Source organism: Amycolatopsis sp. 505 (assembly GCF_031625235.1).
Lineage (GTDB): Bacteria > Actinomycetota > Actinomycetes > Mycobacteriales > Pseudonocardiaceae > Amycolatopsis.
In genome coordinates this window covers 43,767-65,130 of the sequence record NZ_JACKQP010000006.1, presented here as the reverse complement: position 1 = coordinate 65,130, position 21,364 = coordinate 43,767, and the positions used below count along the sequence as shown (strand labels likewise).

21 protein-coding genes, 1 tRNA gene and 1 pseudogene are annotated in these 21,364 nt (G+C 72.4%); 8 read left to right on the top strand and 15 right to left on the bottom strand.

What is annotated here, in order from left to right:
* Positions 1–383: 383 nt before the first annotated feature.
* The 3 genes from H5965_RS22705 to H5965_RS22695 form a co-directional block, all read right to left on the bottom strand.
* On the bottom strand, positions 384–2,942 hold the full coding sequence (locus H5965_RS22705) for a hypothetical protein (protein WP_310972121.1): 2,559 nt from the start codon (positions 2,940–2,942) through the stop codon (positions 384–386).
* A 16-nt stretch (positions 2,943–2,958) separates the two neighbouring features.
* Positions 2,959–4,635 carry an energy-dependent translational throttle protein EttA gene (gene ettA / locus H5965_RS22700; RefSeq protein WP_310972118.1) on the bottom strand — a complete coding sequence of 559 codons (1,677 nt, stop codon included), beginning with the start codon at positions 4,633–4,635 and terminating at the stop codon, positions 2,959–2,961.
* A gap of 130 nt (positions 4,636–4,765) precedes the next feature.
* On the bottom strand, positions 4,766–6,784 hold the full coding sequence (locus H5965_RS22695; protein ID WP_310972117.1) for a cytochrome c oxidase assembly protein: 2,019 nt from the start codon (positions 6,782–6,784) through the stop codon (positions 4,766–4,768).
* A 56-nt stretch (positions 6,785–6,840) separates the two neighbouring features.
* Here H5965_RS22695 and H5965_RS22690 point away from each other — a divergent pair, with 56 nt between their 5' ends.
* Positions 6,841–7,479: a histidine phosphatase family protein gene (locus tag H5965_RS22690; protein WP_310972116.1), complete on the top strand. Its 639-nt coding sequence runs from the start codon at positions 6,841–6,843 to the stop codon at positions 7,477–7,479.
* Here H5965_RS22690 and H5965_RS22685 read toward each other — a convergent pair.
* Positions 7,453–8,631 carry a sensor histidine kinase gene (locus H5965_RS22685; RefSeq protein WP_396136938.1) on the bottom strand — a complete coding sequence of 393 codons (1,179 nt, stop codon included), beginning with the start codon at positions 8,629–8,631 and terminating at the stop codon, positions 7,453–7,455. The two genes, H5965_RS22690 and H5965_RS22685, sit on opposite strands and share 27 nt — an antisense overlap.
* A 184-nt stretch (positions 8,632–8,815) precedes the next feature.
* Positions 8,816–9,997 (bottom strand): MFS transporter, encoded by a 1,182-nt coding sequence (locus H5965_RS22680; protein WP_310972114.1) that lies wholly within the window; start codon positions 9,995–9,997, stop codon positions 8,816–8,818.
* A 59-nt stretch (positions 9,998–10,056) separates the two neighbouring features.
* On the opposite strand from H5965_RS22680, the gene H5965_RS22675 reads away from it, so the two are divergent.
* The 7 genes and pseudogenes from H5965_RS22675 to H5965_RS22645 all read left to right on the top strand — a co-directional run bounded on the left by H5965_RS22675 (position 10,057) and on the right by H5965_RS22645 (position 15,054).
* Positions 10,057–11,115, top strand: a complete 1,059-nt coding sequence (locus H5965_RS22675) for a LacI family DNA-binding transcriptional regulator (protein WP_310972112.1) — start codon at positions 10,057–10,059, stop codon at positions 11,113–11,115.
* A 172-nt stretch (positions 11,116–11,287) separates the two neighbouring features.
* A complete protein-coding gene (locus H5965_RS22670; protein WP_310972111.1) occupies positions 11,288–11,662 on the top strand; it encodes a peptidase inhibitor family I36 protein in 375 nt (124 codons plus the stop codon).
* 767 nt (positions 11,663–12,429) lie between these two features.
* A tRNA-Arg gene (locus H5965_RS22665) sits at positions 12,430–12,506 on the top strand.
* 265 nt (positions 12,507–12,771) lie between these two features.
* Positions 12,772–12,990 (top strand): hypothetical protein, encoded by a 219-nt coding sequence (locus tag H5965_RS22660; RefSeq protein ID WP_310972110.1) that lies wholly within the window; start codon positions 12,772–12,774, stop codon positions 12,988–12,990.
* A gap of 169 nt (positions 12,991–13,159) precedes the next feature.
* A pseudogene (locus tag H5965_RS22655) lies at positions 13,160–13,635 on the top strand (dTDP-4-dehydrorhamnose 3,5-epimerase family protein).
* Between the two features lie 34 nt (positions 13,636–13,669).
* Positions 13,670–14,791, top strand: a complete 1,122-nt coding sequence (locus H5965_RS22650; RefSeq protein ID WP_396136937.1) for a nucleotide disphospho-sugar-binding domain-containing protein — start codon at positions 13,670–13,672, stop codon at positions 14,789–14,791.
* Positions 14,788–15,054, top strand: coding sequence for a YceI family protein (locus H5965_RS22645; RefSeq protein ID WP_310972106.1), 267 nt, complete (start codon positions 14,788–14,790; stop codon positions 15,052–15,054). The genes H5965_RS22650 and H5965_RS22645 overlap by 4 nt, the downstream gene beginning before the upstream one ends.
* A 47-nt stretch (positions 15,055–15,101) precedes the next feature.
* Here the strand turns inward: H5965_RS22645 and H5965_RS22640 are convergent, their stop codons facing one another.
* The 10 genes from H5965_RS22640 to H5965_RS22595 form a co-directional block, all read right to left on the bottom strand.
* Entirely contained in the window at positions 15,102–15,653 is a 552-nt protein-coding gene (locus H5965_RS22640; protein ID WP_310972105.1) for a carboxymuconolactone decarboxylase family protein, read from the bottom strand.
* Positions 15,641–16,087, bottom strand: coding sequence for a DUF6187 family protein (locus tag H5965_RS22635; protein ID WP_310972104.1), 447 nt, complete (start codon positions 16,085–16,087; stop codon positions 15,641–15,643). Before H5965_RS22635 ends, H5965_RS22640 begins: the two co-directional genes overlap by 13 nt.
* The gene (locus tag H5965_RS22630) at positions 16,080–17,408 is read right to left on the bottom strand and encodes an FAD/NAD(P)-binding protein (RefSeq protein WP_310972102.1); all 1,329 of its coding nucleotides are present in this window, start codon (positions 17,406–17,408) and stop codon (positions 16,080–16,082) included. The genes H5965_RS22635 and H5965_RS22630 overlap by 8 nt, the downstream gene beginning before the upstream one ends.
* Before the next feature lie 39 nt (positions 17,409–17,447).
* Positions 17,448–17,927, bottom strand: coding sequence for a DUF6423 family protein (locus H5965_RS22625; RefSeq protein WP_310972665.1), 480 nt, complete (start codon positions 17,925–17,927; stop codon positions 17,448–17,450).
* 351 nt (positions 17,928–18,278) lie between these two features.
* Complete coding sequence (locus H5965_RS22620) at positions 18,279–18,584, bottom strand: DUF6235 family protein (protein ID WP_310972100.1); 306 nt, start codon at positions 18,582–18,584, stop codon at positions 18,279–18,281.
* 180 nt (positions 18,585–18,764) lie between these two features.
* On the bottom strand, positions 18,765–18,917 hold the full coding sequence (locus H5965_RS22615; RefSeq protein WP_310972098.1) for a hypothetical protein: 153 nt from the start codon (positions 18,915–18,917) through the stop codon (positions 18,765–18,767).
* A 161-nt stretch (positions 18,918–19,078) separates the two neighbouring features.
* The gene (locus tag H5965_RS22610; protein WP_310972097.1) at positions 19,079–19,264 is read right to left on the bottom strand and encodes a DUF6222 family protein; all 186 of its coding nucleotides are present in this window, start codon (positions 19,262–19,264) and stop codon (positions 19,079–19,081) included.
* Positions 19,261–20,319: an NAD-dependent epimerase/dehydratase family protein gene (locus tag H5965_RS22605; protein ID WP_310972095.1), complete on the bottom strand. Its 1,059-nt coding sequence runs from the start codon at positions 20,317–20,319 to the stop codon at positions 19,261–19,263. The genes H5965_RS22610 and H5965_RS22605 overlap by 4 nt, the downstream gene beginning before the upstream one ends.
* Before the next feature lie 14 nt (positions 20,320–20,333).
* Positions 20,334–20,909: a flavin reductase family protein gene (locus H5965_RS22600; protein WP_310972093.1), complete on the bottom strand. Its 576-nt coding sequence runs from the start codon at positions 20,907–20,909 to the stop codon at positions 20,334–20,336.
* 1 nt (position 20,910) lies between these two features.
* The gene (locus H5965_RS22595; protein WP_310972091.1) at positions 20,911–21,363 is read right to left on the bottom strand and encodes an acyl-CoA thioesterase; all 453 of its coding nucleotides are present in this window, start codon (positions 21,361–21,363) and stop codon (positions 20,911–20,913) included.
* Between the last annotated feature and the right edge of the window lies 1 nt (position 21,364).

Here is a 21,364-nt window from a genome sequence, read left to right as displayed (position 1 = left end):
CGGAGGTTCCGGGAGGCGCGAAAACCCTTCCGGGGCACGGGATTCGCGGGATCGGTCAAGCTACTGACGGGTTGTCTCCAGCGCTCCTGCGCAGCGCTGACCAGCCGTGCTGGCCGGCCGTTACCGGGCGCGGGGCCAACGTGATCGGTTCAGTTGATCGGGCGCGGGGCCGTTCGGCGAACGCTGTCGGCCGGTCGGCGACGCCGGGTTGCGACGGATCCCACTGTGGACCGGGTGAGGCAGGTCGGCGACGGTTCGGGACGTCTCGGCGACTGGACGCCGAGCGGGTGAACCCTCCCCGGCGGTTCACCGGCGCACCAAGACTGTCGGTGGTCTCCGGTAGCGTGGAAAACGGGGGGCGCCCCCGCGGGTCGAGCGTCCGATCAGTCGCGTGAGCTGTGGCCGCGGGAGTCCGAGACCTCGGCGCCGTGACCGTTGCGGCCGTGGCCGTTGCGCCGGCTCGTGTCCTGGGAGCCGAGCTGCTTGACCAAGGCCGCCGCGCTCGCCGTGCCCGCCTGGTGCTCGGCGAGGGCGCGGGCGAGCAGGTCGGCCAGGCCCGCGTCCGGCGGGGGCTCGTCCTCCGCGATCGCGCGGGCGTAGCTCTCCGGGAACGGGGCCGTAGCCGGCGTCCAGTGTCCGAAATCCTCCATCGGCTCCAGCGACGGCGGCATCCGCAGCCGCGGCAGCCACGGCTCGGCTTCGTCGCGGTAGTCCGGCACGGACGGCGGTTCGTCCTCCGGCCGCGGCGGCGGAGCGAGCTCACGGGCCGGTTCCTCGGCGCGCGGGCTGTCGGCGTCTTCCGCCCGGCGTCGGCCCCCGGCGCCTCCGGAGGCCGAGATGCCCAGGCGGTCGAGCACGGACCGCGCGGCCACGGAGCCGTGCTCGGCGTCGTGACGCGTCGACGGCTGCGGCTCCTCCCGCCGCCCCTCCGACGCCCACGGCTCCCGCTCGGCGGCGGGCTCGGGCGCGAGCGGCAAGGCGGGCGTGATGCGAGTCGGCGCCGATTCCCGCTCGGCGGCGGTCTCCCGCAGCCGAGCTTCGGCCAGCGCGGCCCACGAGAACTTGGTCTTGCCGGTTTCGGCGGGCTCGGCTGTCTCGACAGGCTCCTGTGCGGCAGGCTCCGCACGAGTGACCGGCTCGGCAGCCTCGGGCCGGAAGTCCGGCTCCCGCCCGCGCTCGGCCAACCGCGGCTCGGGTGGCCGCACCTCAGCCGGCTCCCGACCACGTTCGGCCAACCGCGGCTCAGGCGACCGCACCTCGACCGGCTCCCGACCACGCTCCGCCAACCGCGGCTCAGGCGACCGCACCTCGACCGGCTCCCGACCACGCTCCGCCAACCGCGGCTCAGGCGACCGCACCTCAGCCGACGCCCGACCGCGCTCGGCCGATCGCGGCTCGACCGGCGCCGAATCCCGCCCGGACTCAAAAGACTCCGGCCGCTGCGGGGAAACCGCGACCGGCGCCGAGTCCCCACCCGGCCGCTGCGCCGCATCCCGCCCCGGCCGCGATTCGAAAGCCCCAGGCCGCGGCTCGGCACGCTCGGGCCGTTCCTCAGCCCGCCGGACCTCGACCGGCTCCGGCCGACGCGCGGCAGGCGGCTCGTCCCGCACCGCCGGCATCAGCGTCGTCTCCGCGGCGTCCGCCGTCACCCGCGGTCGCTCGAACGACCAAGCCGGCGCCCGCGACGGCGCTTCCTCCCGCCCGAACGACCAAGCCGGCGCGCGCGGCTCCGGCTCGGCGGCGACGGCCGGCGGCTGCTCAGCGACGACGACCGGGACCGGCCGCGACGGCACCGCCTTCAACACCTCGTCCAGATCGACCGAAGCCGGCTCCCCAGTGCCGAACTCCCCGGCCAGCACGCTGCACGCCTGCCGCCGGGCCCGGGCGTGCAGCTGCTCCGCCGCCCGCGAGCGGTACAGGCACGCGATGGCCTCCTCCGCCTGCCCGAACCGCTCCTGCAGCTGCGCCAGCTCCAGCCACAACCGGGCGGTGATCGCCGACAGCCCGTGCCGGTCCGTGCTCGCCACGGCTTCGCGCACCAGCTCGATCGCCGCCTCGCCGGCTCCCGAGGGCAGAAGGACCCGCGTCGCGACAGCCAGCCGCAGCCAGCCCATCGGCGCGACGCCCGCCGCGCGCACGGGCTCGGCCAGCACCGGCTCCGCGATCTCGTACGCCATTTCGGTGTCGCCGCGATCGAGCAGCGTGCTGACCAGCAGCAACACCAGCCGGATGCGGACCAGCCCGCCGTCGTCGGCCGGGTTGTCCAGCTTCTCCAGGAACCCGAGGCCGGTCCGGGCCGCGTCGGCCGCCGCGGTCAGATCGCCGTGGCGCCGGCGGTGAGCGGCCGTGCCGACCCGCAACAGCGCGCGCACCAGCAGCTGGGTGTCCGCCCCCAGCGAGTCGTCACCGACGACGAGCTTGTCCGCCTCCACCAGCACGCGGTCCAGCTCCGGCTTGCGCCCGAGCTGGCCCAGGCAGCCCACCAGGTGCGACAACGCCGCCGCGCGGTGCACCGGCGAGACCACCGGATCCGTCAGCACCGGCCGCAACGCGGCGAGGCCGGTCAGCGGCACGCCCAGGCTCCGGGCGCAGACGGCGAGGTCGATCCGCAGCCGCGCCGCGATGTCGCCGTAGCCCGCGTGCTCGGCCGCGCGCAATGCCGCGACCGCGCGCCCGACCGTGGCCGGCCGCATCCCGAGCCGGACGCGGGCGGACACGACCAGGCTCTCGGCCCGGATCCACTGCTCGTCGGCGCTGGCGGCTTCGGCGAGCGCGGCCGCGCGCTCACCGAGGACGAGCGCGAGTTCGGGCGCCCGCAGGTGCAGGGCGTCCGCCCGCTCGATCAGCCGTCCGACTGCGGAGAGGGTTCCCCCGGCATTGACGGAGCGCCCGCTCTCCACTCGGGAGAACGGGCCCGTCCGGTGCTGTTTGCTGGCTTCCACGGGGAAACCCGCCCCCTCAGTCGCGGGTCAGCTTGCGATGGGTGACACGGTGCGGCCGCGCCGCCTCGGCGCCGAGGCGCTCGACCTTGTTCTTCTCGTACCCCTCGAAGTTGCCCTCGAACCAGAACCACTTGGCCGGGTCTTCGTCCGTGCCTTCCCAGGCCAGGATGTGCGTCGCGACCCGGTCGAGGAACCACCGGTCGTGCGAAATCACCACCGCGCAGCCGGGGAACTGCTCCAGCGCGTTCTCCAGCGAGCCCAGCGTCTCGACGTCCAGGTCGTTCGTCGGCTCGTCGAGCAGGATCAGGTTCCCGCCCTGCTTGAGCGTCAGCGCCAGGTTGAGCCGGTTGCGCTCACCACCGGAGAGCACGCCCGCCGGCTTCTGCTGGTCCGGGCCCTTGAACCCGAACGCGCTGACGTACGCCCGCGACGGCATTTCGGTCTGCCCGACGTGGATGTAGTCCAGCTCGTCGGAGACGACCTGCCAGACCGTCTTCTGCGGGTCGATCCCGCCCCGGTTCTGGTCCACATAGGACAGCTTGACCGTCTCGCCGATCTTGACCTCGCCGCCGTCCGGCTCCTCGAGCCCGACGATGGTCTTGAACAGCGTCGTCTTGCCGACGCCGTTCGGGCCGATCACACCGACGATGCCGTTGCGCGGCAGGTTGAACGACAGCCCGTCGATGAGCACGCGGCCGTCGAAGCCCTTCTGCAGCTTCTCGACCTCGACCACGACGTTGCCCAGGCGCGGGCCCGGCGGGATCTGGATCTCTTCGAAGTCCAGCTTGCGGTGCTTGTCCGCCTCCGCCGCCATCTCCTCGTAGCGGTCGAGGCGCGAGCGCGATTTCGTCTGGCGCGCCTTCGCGTTGGACCGGACCCACTCGAGCTCGGACTTCAGCCGCTTGGCGAGCTTCGCGTCCTTCTTGCCCTGGACCTCGAGGCGCTCGCGCTTCTTCTCCAGGTACGTCGAGTAGTTGCCCTCGTAGCCGACGACGCGGCCGCGGTCCAGCTCCATGATCCACTGGGCCACGTTGTCGAGGAAGTACCGGTCGTGGGTGACGGCGAGCACGGCGCCGGCGTAGCGGGCCAGGAACTGCTCCAGCCACAGGACACTTTCGGCGTCCAGGTGGTTGGTGGGCTCGTCGAGCAGCAGCAGGTCCGGCGCCGACAGCAGCAGCTTGCACAGCGCGACCCGGCGGCGCTCACCACCGGAGAGGTGGGTGACGCCTTCGTCCGGCGGCGGGCAGCGCAGCGCGTCCATGGCCTGCTCGACGGTCGAGTCGAGCTCCCAGGCGTCGGCGTGGTCCAGCTCCTCCTGGAGCTTGCCCATCTCCTCGAGCAGCTCTTCGCTGTAGTCGGTCTCCATCAGCTTGAGGACCTCGTTGTAGCGGTCCAGCTTGACCTTGACCTCGCCGAGGCCTTCCTCGACGTTCTGCCGGACCGTCTTCTCCTCGTTGAGCTCCGGCTCCTGCATGAGGATGCCGACCGAGGCGCCGGGCTGGAGGAACGCTTCGCCGTTGCTGGCCTGCTCGATCCCCGCCATGATCTTGAGAACGGTGGACTTACCGGCACCGTTCGGCCCGACCACGCCGATCTTGGCGCCGGGGTAGAACGCGGTGCTGACGTCGTCGAGGATGACCTTGTCCCCGACGGTCTTGCGCACCTTCTTCATGGTGTAGATGAACTCGGCCATACCCACGATCGTAGAGCGCGCTCGATCGCGCCTCGACGCCGGTCACCGTCGGACTACCGAAAGTCAGCCCGAGATCACGGCGAGAGTAGCAAAACGGCCGTTTTCCCGGCACCCGGACGGCGGCTCAACCTCAACTGGAACCCGAGGGTCGCTTGCCCTCGGCGAGGTTCTTCAGCATCGCGTTGTAGGCGTTCAGCTCTTCGTCGCCCGTTGCCGCTTCGCGCCGGTCACGCCGCTTCGCCTCCCGCTCGTCCTGCCGCGACCACTGCACCAGCAGCGCGATCAGCACCAGCAGCACCGGGACCTCGCCGGCGGCCCAGGCGATGCCGCCGCCGAGCCGCTGGTCGGCGAGCAGGTCGGTGACCCACGGCAGGTGCAGCTGGCCGTAGAAGGCCTGCCCGATGACCGTCTGCTTGCTCATCAGGATCACGCCGAAGAACGCGTGGAACGGCATCGCGGCGAACATCATGCCGAGCCGGCCGAGGTACGGGATCCGCCGCGGCGACGGGTCGACGCCGATCACCGGCCAGTAGAAGACGTACCCGGCGAGCAGGAAGTGCCCGTTCATCGCCAGGTGCGCCCAGTGGTACTGCAGCGCGTTGTCGAACAGGCCGGAGAAGTACAGCGCGTAGAACGAGCCGACGAACAGCACCAGCGCGACCACCGGGTGGGTCAGGAACCGCGAGACCGGCGAGTGGACGAAGGCGACGAGCCACTCGCGCGGCCCCGGCGGGGCGTCCTTGCCCGCGGCCGGCAGGGCGCGCAGCGCGAGCGTCACCGGCCCGCCGAGCACGAACAGCACCGGCGCCACCATCGACAGCAGCATGTGGTTGCCCATGTGGACGCTGAACATCGCGGGCGCGTACCGGCCGATGCCCGACGACGTCGCGATCAGCAGCACCACGCACCCGGTGATCCAGGCGATGGTGCGGCCGACGGGCCAGGTGTCGCCGCGGCGCAGCAGCCGCCGCACCCCGGCGAGGTAGAGGCCGCCGAGGACGAGCGCGAAGGTGCCGTAGACCAGGTCGAAGCGGGTGTCGAAGAGCAGCCGCCACACCGTCGGCGCGCCGTCGAGGTCGTAGCCGATCAGCAGCTCGGTGGTGGACGGCTGGGTGATCGCGTCCGCCGGCGGTGGCGTCCTGGCCAGCCCGGACGCGATCCCGATGGTGACGAACATGATCAGGATCTCGACCGAGGCCAGGCGCAGCAGCTGGGCGCCGCCCTTGCCGTCGACGAGGTTCGCCACCCCCTTTTCGCGCTGCTGGTGGCCGAACACCCCGAGCAGCAGCAGCGCGACCGTCTTGGCCACCACGAGCAGGCCGTAGTCGGTGGTGAACAGATCGTTCAGGCCGATCCGGACCAGCGCGTTGACCGCGCCGGAGAGCGCCATCACGATCCAGCAGACCAGGGCCAGCTTCGAGAACCGCTGCGCGGCCAGGCTCAGGTGGTCCCCGCGCCGGTACCCCAGCGCCAGCAGGGCGATCAGGCCACCGACCCACAGCGCCGCGGCGACCAGGTGGAACAGCAGGCTGTTGGTGGCGACGTCGTGCGAGCCGCCGCTGGCGGAGTGCCCGGTGACGGCGACCGGGACCAGCCCGCCGACGGCCAGGAAGAACAGCACCGCCGTCCAGCCCCAGGACAGCGCGAGCCGGCAGCCGAGCGCGATGAGGATGGCGATCAGCGCCGTCCACAGCCACGCCTTCGGCTGTTCGATGGCGCCGACGAGGTCGAGCAGCGTCTGCGGGTCCAGCACGTCGCCGAACGGCTTCCCGGCGGTGTCGGCGGCGGTGAAGGCGACCGAGAGCAGGGCCGCGCCGAACCACACCCAGGCGGCGATCCCCGCCGCGCGCAGGGCGCCGTAGCCCTCCGGCCCGAGCGTCCCGGACTTCTGCGGCGGCACCAGGAAGGCGGCCAGCAGCAGCGCCCCGACGCAGATCACCGACGCGCATTCGGACAGCACGCGCATGACGGTGATGCCGTACTTGGTGACCAGGCCCGGGTCGGGCAGGCCGGCGATCGCGTAACCGGCCCCGCCGGTGAGCGCGATCAGGCCGATCGCGACCACGGCGGCCAGCAGGACGCCGACCACCAGCAGGGGCAGCACACTGGCCCGGCGCTGGGTGGGGACGTCGGATTTCGTGGCGGACACGCCCCTGAGGGTATGCCCCGGCCCGGTCAGGCCCGTGTGACGGGCAGGATGGAGCCGTGAAGATGATCCTGCTGCGGCACGCGGAGTCGCTCGGCAACGTCGACGAGCTCGCCTACACGCGGATCCCCGACCACGCCCTGCCGCTGACCGCCAAGGGCGAGCAGGAGGCGCGCGCGGTGGCGCCGGAAATCGCGCGCCTGCTCGACGGCGCGCGGCCCGCGGTGTACGTCAGTCCGTACCTGCGCACCCGGGAGACGTTGCGGCTGCTGGACATCCGGGCGTCGTGCGAGCGGCTGGTGCAGGAGCCGCGGCTGCGCGAGCAGGACTGGGGCAACCTGCAGGACCCGGCCGACCAGGAGGTCCAGAAGGCGCGGCGGCACGAGTTCGGGCACTTCTTCTACCGGCTGCCGTTCGGCGAGTCGGGCGCGGACGTCGACGACCGCGTCGCGGCGTTCCTCTCGGACCTGCGCCTGCGCGAGGAAAGTCACCCGGAGACGGTGCTGATCGTCTCCCACGGGCTCACGCTGCGGCTGCTGTGCCGGCGGCTCTTCGGCTGGAGCATCGAATTGTTCGAATCCCTGTCCAACCCCGCGACCTGCGAATACCGCGTCCTCACCGAGTCCGATGGCAAGTGGGTGCTGGACCGGCCGTTCGCCCAGTGGCGGGACTCACCCGACGGGGAAACCCAGCTTTAGCGGGGCGGTCAGCACGACCCGGGTGCCGTGACCGGGCGCCGAGTCGATGCGCGCGCCGCCGTCGATTTCGGCCATCCGCGCGTGGATCGAGTTCTCGATGCCGAACCCGGCGCGGCGCGCGCCGAGGTCGAAGCCGGTGCCGTGGTCGCGGACGGACACCGTGACGACGCCTTCGCGCTCTTCGAGGCACACCACGGCCTTCGCCGTCCTCGCGTGCTTCAAGGTGTTCCGCAGTGCTTCGCGGGTTGCGTCGTGAAGGGCGTTGACGACGGCTTCGGGGACGTCGGTGGGCTTCGCGAGCACGACGAGGTCGACGCGGAGGCCGTCGGCCGTCATCTCGACCGCCAGCGCGCCGAGGCGGTGTTCGAGCCCGCCCGGCTCGGCGGGCGCGTCGCCGTCGAGGCTCAGCCGCAGGCGCAAGGCGTGCGCGCGGGCGGTGCGGCGGACCTGGTCGAGGCTGCCGCGCGGGTCGAGCGCGTCGCTCGGCGCGGGCAGTGCGAGGGACTCCATCACCTGCAGGACGGTGTCGTGGACGTCGCGGCGGTGCCGTTCCCGCTCGGCGGCCCGGCCGCGCTGCTCGCCCAGCCCGAGCGCGAACCGCATGGACCCGGCGACGAGCAGCACGATGGCGAGCGCCGTCACCGCGGCCGCGACCAGGGCGAGCAGGATCCACGTCGCAGGCGCCGACGTCCCCGACACCGCCGCCATGCCGTAGCGCAGGAGCAGCGCGCCGATGATGGCGACGGCCCCGGCGGGCGCGCCGCGCAGCAGGGTCCAGACCATGACCGTGCCCATGACGTTCGGCCAGGCCAGGGTCAGCAGCTCGGGTGAATGGGCCGCGAACACCGCGGCGGCGAAGCTCGTCACGAGCGTGTACGCGGTATCGGCGGCCAGGACCGACCGGATCCCGGTGGCGCGGCGGAAGACCCAGCCCACTTCCAGGAGGTTCGGCACCAGGTAGAGGACGACGGCGCCCCAGAGCACCGGCGCGCTCAGCGGACCGCCGGACCAGACGGCCTGCAGGAACAGGGCCAGCCGGAACGCGACCGGCACCAGCACGAGCCGCGGCACGGCGTCCCGCACGAGCGTCAGGCCGGTCCCGCCGAACCGCCCGCTTCCGCCGGCGAGCGCCCCCGCTCCGCCGAGCAGCACAACCCTCACGACGTCCTCCCCGGACCAAGGCCCCTACCTTGATCAGCCGACCTGAAATTGAAACGTCGCCGTATTCATTTCAGTTTACCGACGGGGTTCAGCTTGCCTCGCGCACCAGCAGACTGTCAACGCCCGGGGCGTGGCGGAAACGCCGGTTCCGGCACGGATTTCGTGCCCGGAACGGCTACCGGCCGATCATCGCCTCCGCTTCTTCCCGCCGCCGCGACCGGCGGGCGAAGAGCGCGGCGGGCAGGATCAAGGCCGCCACGAGCGCGACGAACACGAACGCCACGTCGTAGTCGGTCGCCTGCGCGATCCCGCCGACGATCGGCGGCCCGCCCAGGAAGCCGGTGTACGCGACGGCGGTGACGAAGCCGATCTCGCGCTCACCGCCGGTGCCGTCGCCGCGTTTCCCGGCGTCCCCGGCGAGGCTGAGGGCCATCGGGAAGGACGCGGCGAGACCCGCGCCGGCCAGCGCGAACCCGGCGTACCCCACGGCGGCGACCGGGATCAGGGCCGCGGCGAGCAGCCCGGCTGCGGCCAGGGTGGCGCCCGCGGCGAGGCAGCGCGTCGGGCCGAACCGGCGTTGCGCCCACGGGCCCGCCAGCCGGGTCAGCGCCATGACCAGCTGGAACCCCGCGAACGCGAGAGCGGCGGCGCCCTGGCCGACGCCGCGCTCGACCGTCATCAGCAGCGCCGACCAGTCCGACGACGCCCCTTCGGCGATGGCCGAGCACAGCGCGACCGCGGCGAGCAGCCACAGCACCGGCCGCCGGATCGGCGCCCGCGCCGGCGTGACGACGGGTTCTTCGGTGTGCTGGGGGCGGATGCCCGGGACGTCGCGGATCACCAGGGCCAGCACCAGGACCGCGACGACGGCGGCCACGCTGAGGTGGCGCGCCGGGGACCAGCCGTGACCGGCGGCGAGGCCCGCGGCCAGCGAACCGGCGAGCGCGCCGAAGCTGAACCCCGCGTGGAAGACGGACATCACCGGCTTGCCCAGGCGACGTTCGACCGCGACGCCGGCGACGTTCATCGCGACGTCGAGCATCCCGACGCTCGCGCCGATCACCAGCAGCGCCCCGGCCAGCAGCGGGACGGTGGGGGCGAACCCGATCAGCACCAGCGAACCGGCGGCCATCGCGGTGCTCCCGGCGACGACCGCCCTGGCGCCGGCCCGTTCGATCAGCCGTCCGGACACCGAGGCGGCGGCGAGCATGCCGACGCTGGCCCCGAGCAGGGCCAGGCCGAAGACGCCGGGTGAGGCGTGCACCTGCGCGGTCAGTGCGGGCGTGCGCGACGCCCACGACCCCAGCGCGAGCCCGTTGAGGGCGAAGACGGTGAACACCGCGATCCGGTCCCGCATGCCTTCAGCGTGACTTAAGCGCTTCAGAAAGTCCACCGCGTAGTGGATAGACTGCGCGGATGACCCGGCGGCGCCGTCCCACGCTCGACGATGTCGCCGGCGCCGTCGGCGTCTCGCGCGCGACGGTGTCGAACGCCTACAACCGGCCGGACCAGCTGTCCGCCCGGCTGCGGGACGAGGTGCTGCGGGTGGCGGCCGAACTGGGCTACCCCGGTCCGGACCCGACCGCGCGGAGCCTCGCGACCAGCCGCACGGGCGCGATCGCGGTGCTGCTGGACACGTCACTCTCGATGGCGTTTTCGGACCCGGCGCTGTACCTGACGCTGGACGCGCTGGCGCGGGTGATCGACCCCGGCGGCCATGCGCTGCTGCTCCTGCCCGGCGGCGCTTTCGGCGGGCCGGCGGCCGACCGCGTGCTCACCGCGCAGGCCGACATCGCGATCGTGTACTCGCTGCCCGATGGCGCTCCGTCGCTGGAGGCGGTGCGGACGCGGGGGTTGCCGCTCGTGGTGATCGACCAGCCGCTGCTGCCCGGCACGGCGCGGGTCGGCTGCGCGGACCGGGCCGGGGCGGCGGCGGCCGCGCGGCACCTGCTGGACCTGGGCCACCGGCGGTTCGGGATCTTCGCCGCATGCAGCCACCTCCGGCCGGGCGGGGGTGCGCTGACCGTGGCGGAAGCCTCGGCGGCGCCGTTCCACGACGTCCGCGAACGGCTGGGCGGCTACCTGGACGAGCTGGGGTCGTGTCCGGTCGTAGTCGAGGAGGCGGCCGGGCTCAGCGCGGAGAGCGCAATGGCGGGGGCGTTCGCGCTGCTGGGGACGTCACCGCGGCCGACGGCGGTGCTGTGCATGTCCGACCAGCTGGCGCTGGCGGTGCTGGCCGCGGCCCGTGAGCTGGGGATCAGCGTGCCGGGTGAGCTGTCGGTCGCGGGTTTCGACGACAGCCCGCCGGCATCGTGGTCGTCGCCGCCGCTGACGACGGTCCGGCAGGACCTCGCGGCCAAGGGGCGGATCGCCGGGGAATTGGCGCTGGGGCTGCTGGACGGTTCGGCGCCTGCGCCGGTGCCGGTCGAGGTGCCGGTTTCGCTGGTCGTGCGCGGAAGCACGGGACCCGCTTAGCACTGCCTCGGTTGTTCGGCAAGGCCGTTTTCCTCGGCTGTGGACAACCTTTCCCTCGCCGCGCGGTTGTCCACAGATTCGAAATCCCGGGCTGACAAAGCCATCCCCGCCCGCCAATCTGGAATCACACGTTCACCGCGGCCCGGCCGCGATTCCGGAGGGGAAATCCACCATGTCTTCACGTCGTCTTCGTTCCCGCCTGCCGCACATCGTGGTCCTGGCCATGGTCGGGCTGCTGACCAGCGTCGGAGCCGCGCACGCGGGCACGGACCCGGGCTGCCGCAAGGGCGAGTTCTGCCTGTGGCCGTCCGACGGTTACGCCGGCGAAATCCAGCGGTTCGACCTGCGCTCGGCCAATACCGGGGAATGCCTGCCACTGCCCGAAGGATTCGACGGGTCGTCGTTCGCGAATTTGATGACCCGCGACGTCACGGTGTACCAGGACGAGGAATGCTCGACGGAGGGAGATTTCGTCACCTATCCGGGTGGCGGCACGTACGTCCCGAACGCGCCATTCCTGGTCCGGGGCATCCAAATCTGGGAGTGACACCGACCCGGGCCCCGCAAAGCCGCCCGCTCCGAGGAGGGAGCCGGCTCGCGGCGGCGGCCGGGCCCGACCGGGGCCGCTCCCCCGAAGCGGCCCCACCCGTGGGCGCGCCCCCTGCGGCAGGGCGCGCCCACGGGCTCCCCGGGGGCCTTCCTGGGCCCCTGGAGCCGCAGGAGACGCGTTCCAGGCCCAGGAGCCGGTCCCCGGGGCCGACGGGAGGCCTGTTGGAGTTCTCGGGCGGCGCTTCGGCCGACCGGGGGGGGCGAACTCCAGCAGGTCACCCTCCGGGTGCCTGGCAGCCAGCCGGGAGCTACCACCTGACACCTACCAGCGGCGAACACCTCAAACGGCAGAGGAGGTCACCATCGGCATTCCCGCAGGCAGGAGCCTCCCCGACACAACTTCCCGGTAGAAGTCCAGGGGTCGACGACCGGCTCGCCGCCCCGCTGCGCCGGGCAGGCAGCGGCGCGCAGAAGCCCACGGCGCTGCCTGCCCGGCCGCGGGTCGAGCGGGCGAGCAGGGTTCTGGCTGGACACAGCAAGAGCCTTCTGCTGGCCAGATTACAGGTTCCGGCCGCGCGGAGAACCCCGAACGGTCACGCTCAGCACTTCCCCGGACACAGGAGGGGGTCCGATCACCACTGCGCGCGCGAAACTCCCCGATTACGTCGAACGAGACCTGAAACGATTCGCCGGTGTCGAACGATCGAGTGGGTGGCGACGACTAAGCTGCCAGTGCCGGGTCACCGGCAGCGGCCGTCGGCGCGGGCCCTCGTAGCTCAGCTGGATAGAGCAAGAGCCTTCTAATCTCTAGGTCGCAGGTTCGAGTCCTGCCGGGGGCGCCACCAGGGAAGACGCCGTGCGCAGCAGCGCACGGCGTGCCCCGGCCCAGTGATCGGGCCCACAGCCGACGCCTCGGTCTCACTCCCACTGTGGACAGTTCCGCCTGTCGTGCGCTCTCGCGCGCAGGACTCCGGAAGGCGCACCGCGTAAGCGGCCAGGTGGCCCAGCGGGTCCCGAACGAGTTCTTCCCGAAACAACCTTGTTATCTCGCCGATCGATCGATCGCGGCCTCGCACGATCGGGTGAAGCCAACAGAGAGGACCACAAATGGACCAGGAACCACCCGGCGGTGGCCGCCACCGCCGGCGAAGGCAGAACACCGTCGCCCGGACGGCCCTCGACGAAGCCCGCCGCGCCGGACTCGTCCAGCGCCACCTGACCAAGCTCAGCTACCTGGCCGCCCGCGCCCGCCCGGCACCGGAACCACTACCCCGAACACCCGCAGAGCCGGCGAACATCCCGTCCTCCACATCGGACGCGGCCTGACACCGGCACCGGCCGGACAGAGGACCGGACCACCGAAGCCCGGCGGTCTTGTCCCCACCCACACCGGGCAAGGTGGCGGTAGCGCATGGCTGAAGACGCTGACCCGGTCCCACGCCTGCCACGCTGACCCGAAATTGGTCGTTCTTCCGGACTCGTGAACGAGGCTGCGATGCGAATACGTGAACTCGCCGTCGAAGGTGCCCTGGAAATCACGCCGACGCCGGTTTCGGCTGATCGCGGCCACTTCGTCTCCACGTTCCAGGAGACAGCCTTCCGACCGGCCACCGGCCGGCCGCTCTTCGAAGTGGCCCGGACCAGCCACAGCCGGTCGCGGCCGGGGGTCGTTCGGGGGGTCCACTTCACCGCGACACCGCCGGGCTGCGCCCGGTCGGCGTCGGCCACGCGTTCATCTCGTTGCAGGACGACACCGTGATGTCCTACCTGTTCTGCGGGGAATACGTGGCGGAAAACGAGCTCGCGCTCTCCGTGCTCGACCCCGCCCTCGACCTCCCGCTGCCGGGAGACCTCACACCGGTTCTGTCCGCGCGCGACCAAGCCGCGCCGACGCTCGCCGAAGCCCTGGAACGCGGGCTGCTTCCGCACTACGACAAGTGCAAAGCCGCCGAAGAGGCCCTGTCGCACTGACCGGGCCGGCCGGTTACCGAGATCGGAGCGAACCATTCGGATCCTCTTCACCACCGAACCCCTGCTGGGTCACTTCTTCCCGCTGGTCCCGCTCGCCTGGGCCTGCCGGGCGGCGGGGCACGAGGTGCTGGTCGCCGTCCCCGAAAACTTCGTCGACACCGTCCTGCGGTCGGGGTTGCCCGCCGTGGCGTGCGGGCCGCCGATGGACTTCGTCGAGCTGGGGCCGGACCTGTCCACCCATCCGATCGAACAGCGGCGGCACGTGCACGGGCGGGTGTTCGGGCGGATCGCCGAGGCCGCACTGCCCCGGATGCTGTCCATTGTGGACTCGTGGCGGCCCGATGTCGTGCTGAGCGAGCGGGCCGAGTTCGCCGGGCCGCTCGCCGCGGCCGCGCACGGCACACCGCTGGCCGACGTGCGCTGGGGCGTGGCCGAACTGCCCGAGTACCGCGCGGGCGCGGCCGAGGTGCTCGCCGGCTCGCCGGCCGCGTCCGGACTCACTCTTCCCGAGGCCGCCCTGTCGCTGAGCCCGTGGCCCCCGAGCCTGCGCCTGCCGCACGCCAAAAGCCAGCTGAGCTTCCGGCACGTGTCCTACAACGGCACCGCGCACGTTCCCGGCTGGGCGCTCGCGCCGCGCACCAAGCCCCGGATCTGCCTGACCCTCGGCACGCTGGTTCCGCTTTTCGGAATTCCCGACCTGCACGGGAAAATGCTGGCCGTCGTGCGGGAGCTCGGGCGGCTGGACGTCGACGTGGTGATCGCGGTCGACGAGCGGGCCATAGCCTCCTGGGGTCCCTTGCCGGAGAACGTCAGCCAGGCCGGGCGGATGCCGCTGCACCAGGTACTCGGTGCCTGCGATGTGCTGATCCAGCATGGCGGGCAGGGCACCACCCTCACCGCGTTCGCCGCCGGGGTGCCGCAACTGGCCCTGCCGCAGTTCGACGACCAGTTCGAGAACGCGGACGCGGTCGCCAAGGCCGGGGCGGGGATCAGGATGCTGCCCGACGAAGTCACCCCGAGAGCCGTGGCCGCGCATTGCGAAGAACTGCTCGGCACGCCCGCGTTCGCCACGGCTGCCGCGGCCGTCGCCCGCGAGATGGCGGCGCAGCTCTCACCTCTCGATGTCGTCGCCAATCTGGAGGCGCTGGGCGGATGAACAAGGTGCGCGGCAGTTTCACCGAATGCACCGCGCAGATCGTGACCGCCGACGACCCGGCCCGGTCGACCGTCACCGCCGACATCGACCTGGCTTCGGTCGGCACCGGCCTCAAGATGCGGGACGACCACCTGCGGTCGGCCGGCTGGTTCCGGGCCGACGAGAACGCGACTTCGGGCTCACCTTCGGCCTGGCCGTCGACGGCAGCAAGGTCGTCATCGGCGACAAGGTCGACGTCACGCTGGACAGCGAAGCCGTTCTGAACGCCTGACGGGAGCCGGGTCGGGCCGGTGAGCCCGACCCGGGCCGGTCAGGCCGGGGCGTTGAGCAACTCCGCCAAGCCCGCGTAGCCCGCGTTCTTCAGCCGCTCGCCCGACGTCGTCGTGTAGGCCTCGTCGGCGCGGATGCCGAGTCCCTCGACCATCCGGTTCATGAAGTTGAACAGGGCGCAGACCAGGACGGCGTCGTGGAGCGCGCGCTCGTCCCAGCCGGCCGCGAAGACGGCTTCGGCGTCCGCGTCGGTCATTTTCGACGGCGTCCTCGTCAGCTTGCCCACGTAGGCGAGCACCGGCTTGAGCCGCGCGTCCACGTTCGCGGACTCGAGGTCGGCCAGCGCCGCCGCCAGCGTGCCCTCCGGGATGCCGAACGCCTCGGCGGTGACGGTGTGGATGCCGTGGCAGTAGTCGCAGCTGTTCAGGCCGGACACGTAGGCCGCGATCAGCTCACGCTCGCCCGGCGTGAACGGCGACTCGCCGCGCAGCACCAGCTCGTGGAAGGCCAGCAGGTGCCGCGCCGGGCCCGGGTAGGCCTGGAACACCTGGAGGAGCGTCGTCTCGGACGGCAGGGATTTCAGGTAGGACATCGGAGGCCCTCTCCGTTCGGTGGTGCGTCGGCGCAGGCATCGACGTCCGCTCGGCGCAGCACGCACGCGGTCAGGTAGGCGATCGAGGCGTGGCCCGCACCGGGCGCGGCCGCGGCGACGCGCTCGGCAGTCTTGACCCACTCCTGGCGCAGCGAGCCCGGGGTGCCCGCGGCCGGCTCGCCGAAGCCGGAGCGCACCGAGCGCCAGTGGTCCCGGCCGAGTGCGACCAGGCCCGCCAGGTCGAAACTGCTGCCCCCGTGGCGCACCTGGTCGACCAGCTGGGTGACCAGCGCCGGATCGTCGGCGATCCGCGCCAGGCCCAGCCCGCCGAGCAGGCGGTCGGGGTCGAGGCCGAGCAGGATGATGCCGACCTCGACGTCGGCGGGCGCGTCGACGTCGGGCAGGGCGAACCGGCTGTCGGCGGGCTCAGACACCGACGGCCTCCCGGAGCGTCCGGACGGGGCTTTCCTCGCGGACGGCGGCCGCGATGGCCGCGGCCGCCCGGGTCGTCGCCACGCGGTGCCCGTCGATGTTCCGGGCCGCCGGGCCGAGGACCATCGCCGTGGCGGCGCCGACCGCCGAAACGCGGGGGGCGCGCTCGAAGACCAGGGTGCGCTCGTCCAGGGCCGGCCATCCGTCGCGCTCGCCGACCAGTTCGGCGGGCAGCAGGCCGTCGCCGATGGACGGTGCCGTGCCCAGCGCCAGGACGGCGTGGTCGGCGACGATCCGGCGGCCGCTCGCGAGGCGCACCGTCACCGTCCCGCCGACGCCGGTCGCGATCCGGGCCACGGTTTCGCCGCGGTGGACGACCAGCCGGCCGTCCGCTTCGGCTTGCCGGAGCAACGGCTGGAACTCGAACATGATCGACGCCCGGCGGAACTGGTTCATCAGGGCGAGCCGGTCGGCCCAGCCGACGCTGTCGAACCGCTTGCGGCCCTCCGGGCGGAAGAACGTCGAGTTGACGTCGGCGCACTGGTACCGCTCGCCGGGGTCGCGCAGCACCCAGTGCACCTCCCGCCCGGCCGAAAGCGCGTTGGTGATCAGGTGCGCGGCGGTCAGACCGGCGCCGACGACGATCTGCCGTCCGGTGTCGGGCACGGGCTCGTCCCAGTACGAGACCCCGGGAGGTGTCGGGCCGCCGCCCCACCACGGATCCGGGGCCGGGCGCCGTTCCTCGCCGAGGCAGAGCACGACGTGGCGGGCGGTGACGGTGAAGGCGCCGGCGTGCACCGTGACCGCGTCGGCGGACGGCACCACCTCGCGGACCTCGCCCCGCCACGTCTTCTCGCCGACGTGGTGGCTCGCCGCCAGATGCGCGCAGTAGGCCTCGAAGACGTCCACCGGCACGACGGACCGGTGGCCGGCCTGCGACATCCGGATCTCCCGGCGCTCGACCGGGGTCAGCCGCGCCCAGTGCAGCCGGGCGAAGTCGACCAGCTCGCAGTCGCGGTAGCCCTCGACGCCGGGGTGGTGCTCGTAGGGCGAGCGCAGGACACGCTGGCCCAGCCGGTCGATCCGGTCGAAGAAGCGCCCGCACGGGCGGCCGTCACGGTCGATCACCACGACGTCGCGGACGCCGTGGTGCCACAGCGCCGACGTCACGGCGAGGCCGGCCGGCCCCGCCCCGACGACGACGACCTCCGCGGTCGCGGCCGGCCGGGTGCCGCGGTCCGCGGCCGGCGGGGCGGGCAGCCGCGGCCAGTCACGGCCGCGGGGCGAGTCCAGCAGGTGCGGTTCCGGGACGAACTTGATCACGAATTCCCCTCACGCCCGAGACCGGGACCGGGCGCCGGTTCAGCCGATCACCGTGATGGGCACGATCAGCTCGACCACCGGTCGCTGCCGCATCCCGTTGGTGACCAGTTCTTCGAGCGTCTGCTGCGACCGCTCGGCGCTGTCGGTGGCGAGCGGGCTGTACCGGGAGGAGAAGTACGTCGGCTTGCTGCCGCCGGTTTCCATCGAGTACGTCTTGAGCACGGCCTCGCCCGGCCGGACCTCACCGTCGTAGAAGGTCAGCCGCCGCTGGTCGGGCGTCATGAAGCTCTTCGCGAACTGGGGCGACATCAGCGCGGCGTCGTCGATGAACACCGAGTCCTCGTCCAGCACCGCCTGCATGGCGACCCACGTCCGGTCGGTCAGGTTGGTCTCGGCCTTGATGACCTGCCAGCGCCCCGGCTCCGGAAGGCTGACACTCACCGAAACGTCGTGATCGGTGGTGTCGATAGCGCCGGTGATCATGAGTACCCGGCGGCCGACATCGGCCACGCCGGTCAGCTGGATGTCCCGGGCGCGGACCCGGCTGGAAACATCGAGTCCTGGCAATTCGGGCGACGACATGACGAAGCCTCCTCGTTATTCACCCCAGAAAATAACGGCCGCAACGGCGAACACGACGAGGTTTTCATACCACAAGAGACATTGTCAAGATGAGGAATACCCCGTTCCGAGGCATGCATTGCACCCACCGGGAACGTACGCCATCCGGGCGACTTCTTACCCCGTTCGGCGCAGTGCCGCTCAGTCAGCCGTCGGCCGTCGCCCGACCGTCCCGGTCACAAACCGTCACGGGGCCGAGCCGCGGCAGCCTGGCCGGAGTAAGCCTCAGCGTCATCTAGCGGCCAGTGCTCACTGCCCCGGCGAGCCCGGGCGGGCCGGGGCGTCGACACCGTCCTGCAGACGGCCGACATAACGGATCTCGAATGCGGATTCCGCCCGCTGCACCATTATTTTCAGCACCAGACCCGGTTTCACCATAATCATGAAATTGCCGGGATCGTGCGGGTCGCCGAAAATGTCGTAGATCAGAAAAGCAGACCCGTCGCCCACAGCGAACAATGCCTCGTAGACGACGTTCCGTTCGGCCTGTGTCGCCGACTCGGCCCAGTCCTCGAGCACCTGCACTCCCGCGGTGAGCTGGAGGCGCATCGCCATCCGCCGGCCTCCCAACCGAACTTCGGCCGGACGCCGGGCGCGCACGGCGAGTCCCGCCCCGCACTCCGGCCCCGGTGAGGTTCCAGTGTCCCGCCCTCGCGGTGACCGCGTCATCTCTGTGCGTGCGCCGGACCGGCAGGCGCGCGCCCGTGACGCGGCACCCGCCCGGCCGCCGGACGTTCAGTTGTAACCGAGAACGATGTGCTCACGCAGGTACTCCCGCTCGGCCGGCGCGGCCGGTTCCCGCGGCGAGTCCGCGCGCGGGCGGCCGCTCGGTTCGGCCGGCTTTCCGTCGGGCCGGCCCTTCCCGGCCGGCAACGCCGGAGCTGTCATGGCGTTTCCTCCGTTCTCCCTCCCCGGCCCGGAAGCTCACGAATCAGACGAATCTCGCCGCATTCCGGGATACCGGCCGTCGAGTGGCCGAGGCGGTTCGACGGCAGCGGTTCAGCGCGAGGGCGAGTGCCTCACCGCGGCGTCCGCGCGGTGACTTCCGCTCACGCGGCATCCCGCAGCCGGACCTCGTAGTCGTGCTCCATCTCGGCGACGAGGTCGGACCAGACGATGCCCCGCCCCAACCGGGGCATCGGCCGGGCCTGCCAGGCGTCCGGCACGTCCGTCAAGGCCGTCGGGGCCGTGTCGGAGCCGGGCCGGATGGGCTCGATGGCGTCGCTGGCGGTCATGGCAGGACCCTCCTCGGTCGGGACGGTCCCGGCTCGGCCGGGACCGCTGTCGTCGTCGTGGGCACAGTGGGCAGGGCGGCCGCGCCGGCCTGCCGGTCGGTGAGGCGTCCGGTCGCGTGCAACCAGGCGACCGTGTCGCGCACGGTGCGGGCCACCGGCCGCGCCGGGACGCCGGCCCCGGGTGCGTCCGCGGCGACGGGCACGGCGGAGGCACAGACGTAGAGCGCGCCGTACTCGGCCGGGATGTGCCACGGCCAGCCGCGCTGCAGCAGGTCGGCACCCCGGCCGACCGGGAACATCGCCCGCGCTGGGAGGAACGCCGCGGGCAGGCGCCGCCCGGTCGCGGCCCGGACCACGGCGAGGTACTCGCGGGTGGTCAGGAAGTGGCCCGGCCCGAAGTACCCGTCGCCGGGCACGCCGTCGAACAGCCGCGCGTGCAGTTCCGCCGAGTCGCGGACGTCGCCGATCGGCAGCCCGCCCGACGGCCAGATCGGCATCAGCCCGCGCAGCAGGTCCCGCAGCCGCGCGTTCTGGTCGCCCAGGTGCGGGTCGTGCGGTCCGAGCAGCGCCGGCGGGTGGGTGACGGTGACCGGGACGCCGTCGGCGCGGTGCGCACGGGCGATCCGCTCGGCCTCGGCCTTCGAGGCGAGGTAGGCCTCCCGCGGGGTGCCGACCGGGCTCGCCGCCCCGATCGCCGGCCCGGCCGCCGGGTACAGTGCCCCGACGGTGGAGACGTGCACGATCCGCCCGGTGCCCGCCCGGCGTGCGGCGGCGAGCACGACTTCGGTGCCGCCCGCGTTCACCCGCCACAGCTCGGCCCGGCGCCGGCTGTCGAAGGTGTAGACGCCCGCCGCGTGCAGCAGCGCGTCCGCACCGTCGACCAGCCGGGCGACGGCGGCGGGGTCCGTGACGTCGCCGGCCACGACGTCCACAGTGGACGGTACGGTCCGGGCGGGGTCGCGGGCGAGCAGCCGCACCCGGTGCCCCCGCCGCAGCAGGGCCGCGACCGTGTGGGTCCCGAGGAAGCCGGTGCCGCCGGTGACCGCGATCAGCATGACGTTCGCCTCCCTCAGGCCGCGCGGGCCCGCCCGTCGATCCGGTGGTAGCCGCCGCCGTAGAAGACGAGCGCGTGTTCGCCCTCGCCGCGGCTGGTGGCGACCACCCGGCCGAGGAAGATCGAGTGGTCACCACCCGACACCACCTCGGCGAGCTCGCATTCGAGCCAGGCCAGCGCGCCGTTGAGCAGCGGCGCGCCGGTCAGGTCGCCCGCCGTGTAGCCGACCGCGTCGAACTGGGCGATCCCGTCGGGACGGCGCCAGTCGGCGAAGTACTTCGACAGCTCCTGCTGCTCGGCCGCGAGGATGTTGACCCCGAACGAGCCCGCGGCGACGATCGCGGTGTGCATCCGGGCCGCCTTGGACACGCAGCACAGCACCATCGGCGGTTCCAGCGACACCGACGAGAACGCGTTGGCGGTCATGCCGTGCGCGCCCTCCCCGCCCGCCGTCAGCACCGTCACCCCGGTCGCGAACTGGGCCATCACCTGCCGCAGGCCCGGCTGGACGGAGAGGCCACTGCGGGCGCGTGACGTCCGCAGCCGGTTGAGCACGGGAGCCCCCTCGGAAGGCTCTGCGTCGTGGCCCACGTCAGACTCCCTTGCCGTTGACCGCGGCCGTCGCGTAGGGCACCAGCGCTTCGCGCAGCTGCTCGGGGACCCGGGACGGCACGGTGGCCGTGTTCGGCCCGCGCATGCAGGCGATCCGCTGCCGGCCCCGCGCCACGAGCCGCTCCTCGCCGTCGGTGGTGAGGTGGACGTAGTCGAAGGCGAACTGCACCTGCGTCGAGGTGAGTTCCTCCAGCCGCATCCGGATGGACAGCTCGTCGAACGCGGTGATCTCGGCGAAGAACTCGCACTCCACCTTGAGGGTGAACAGCTTGAGGTCTTGGCGAACCTCTTCGAGCACCGCGGGCGCCTTCTCCTTCAGGAACATCTCCCGGCACCGGCCCTGCCAGCGCACGTAGTTCACGTAGTAGACGTTGCCCACCAGGTTGGTCTCTTCGAAGCCGACCGTGTGGCGGATCTCGTAGTAGTCGGACATC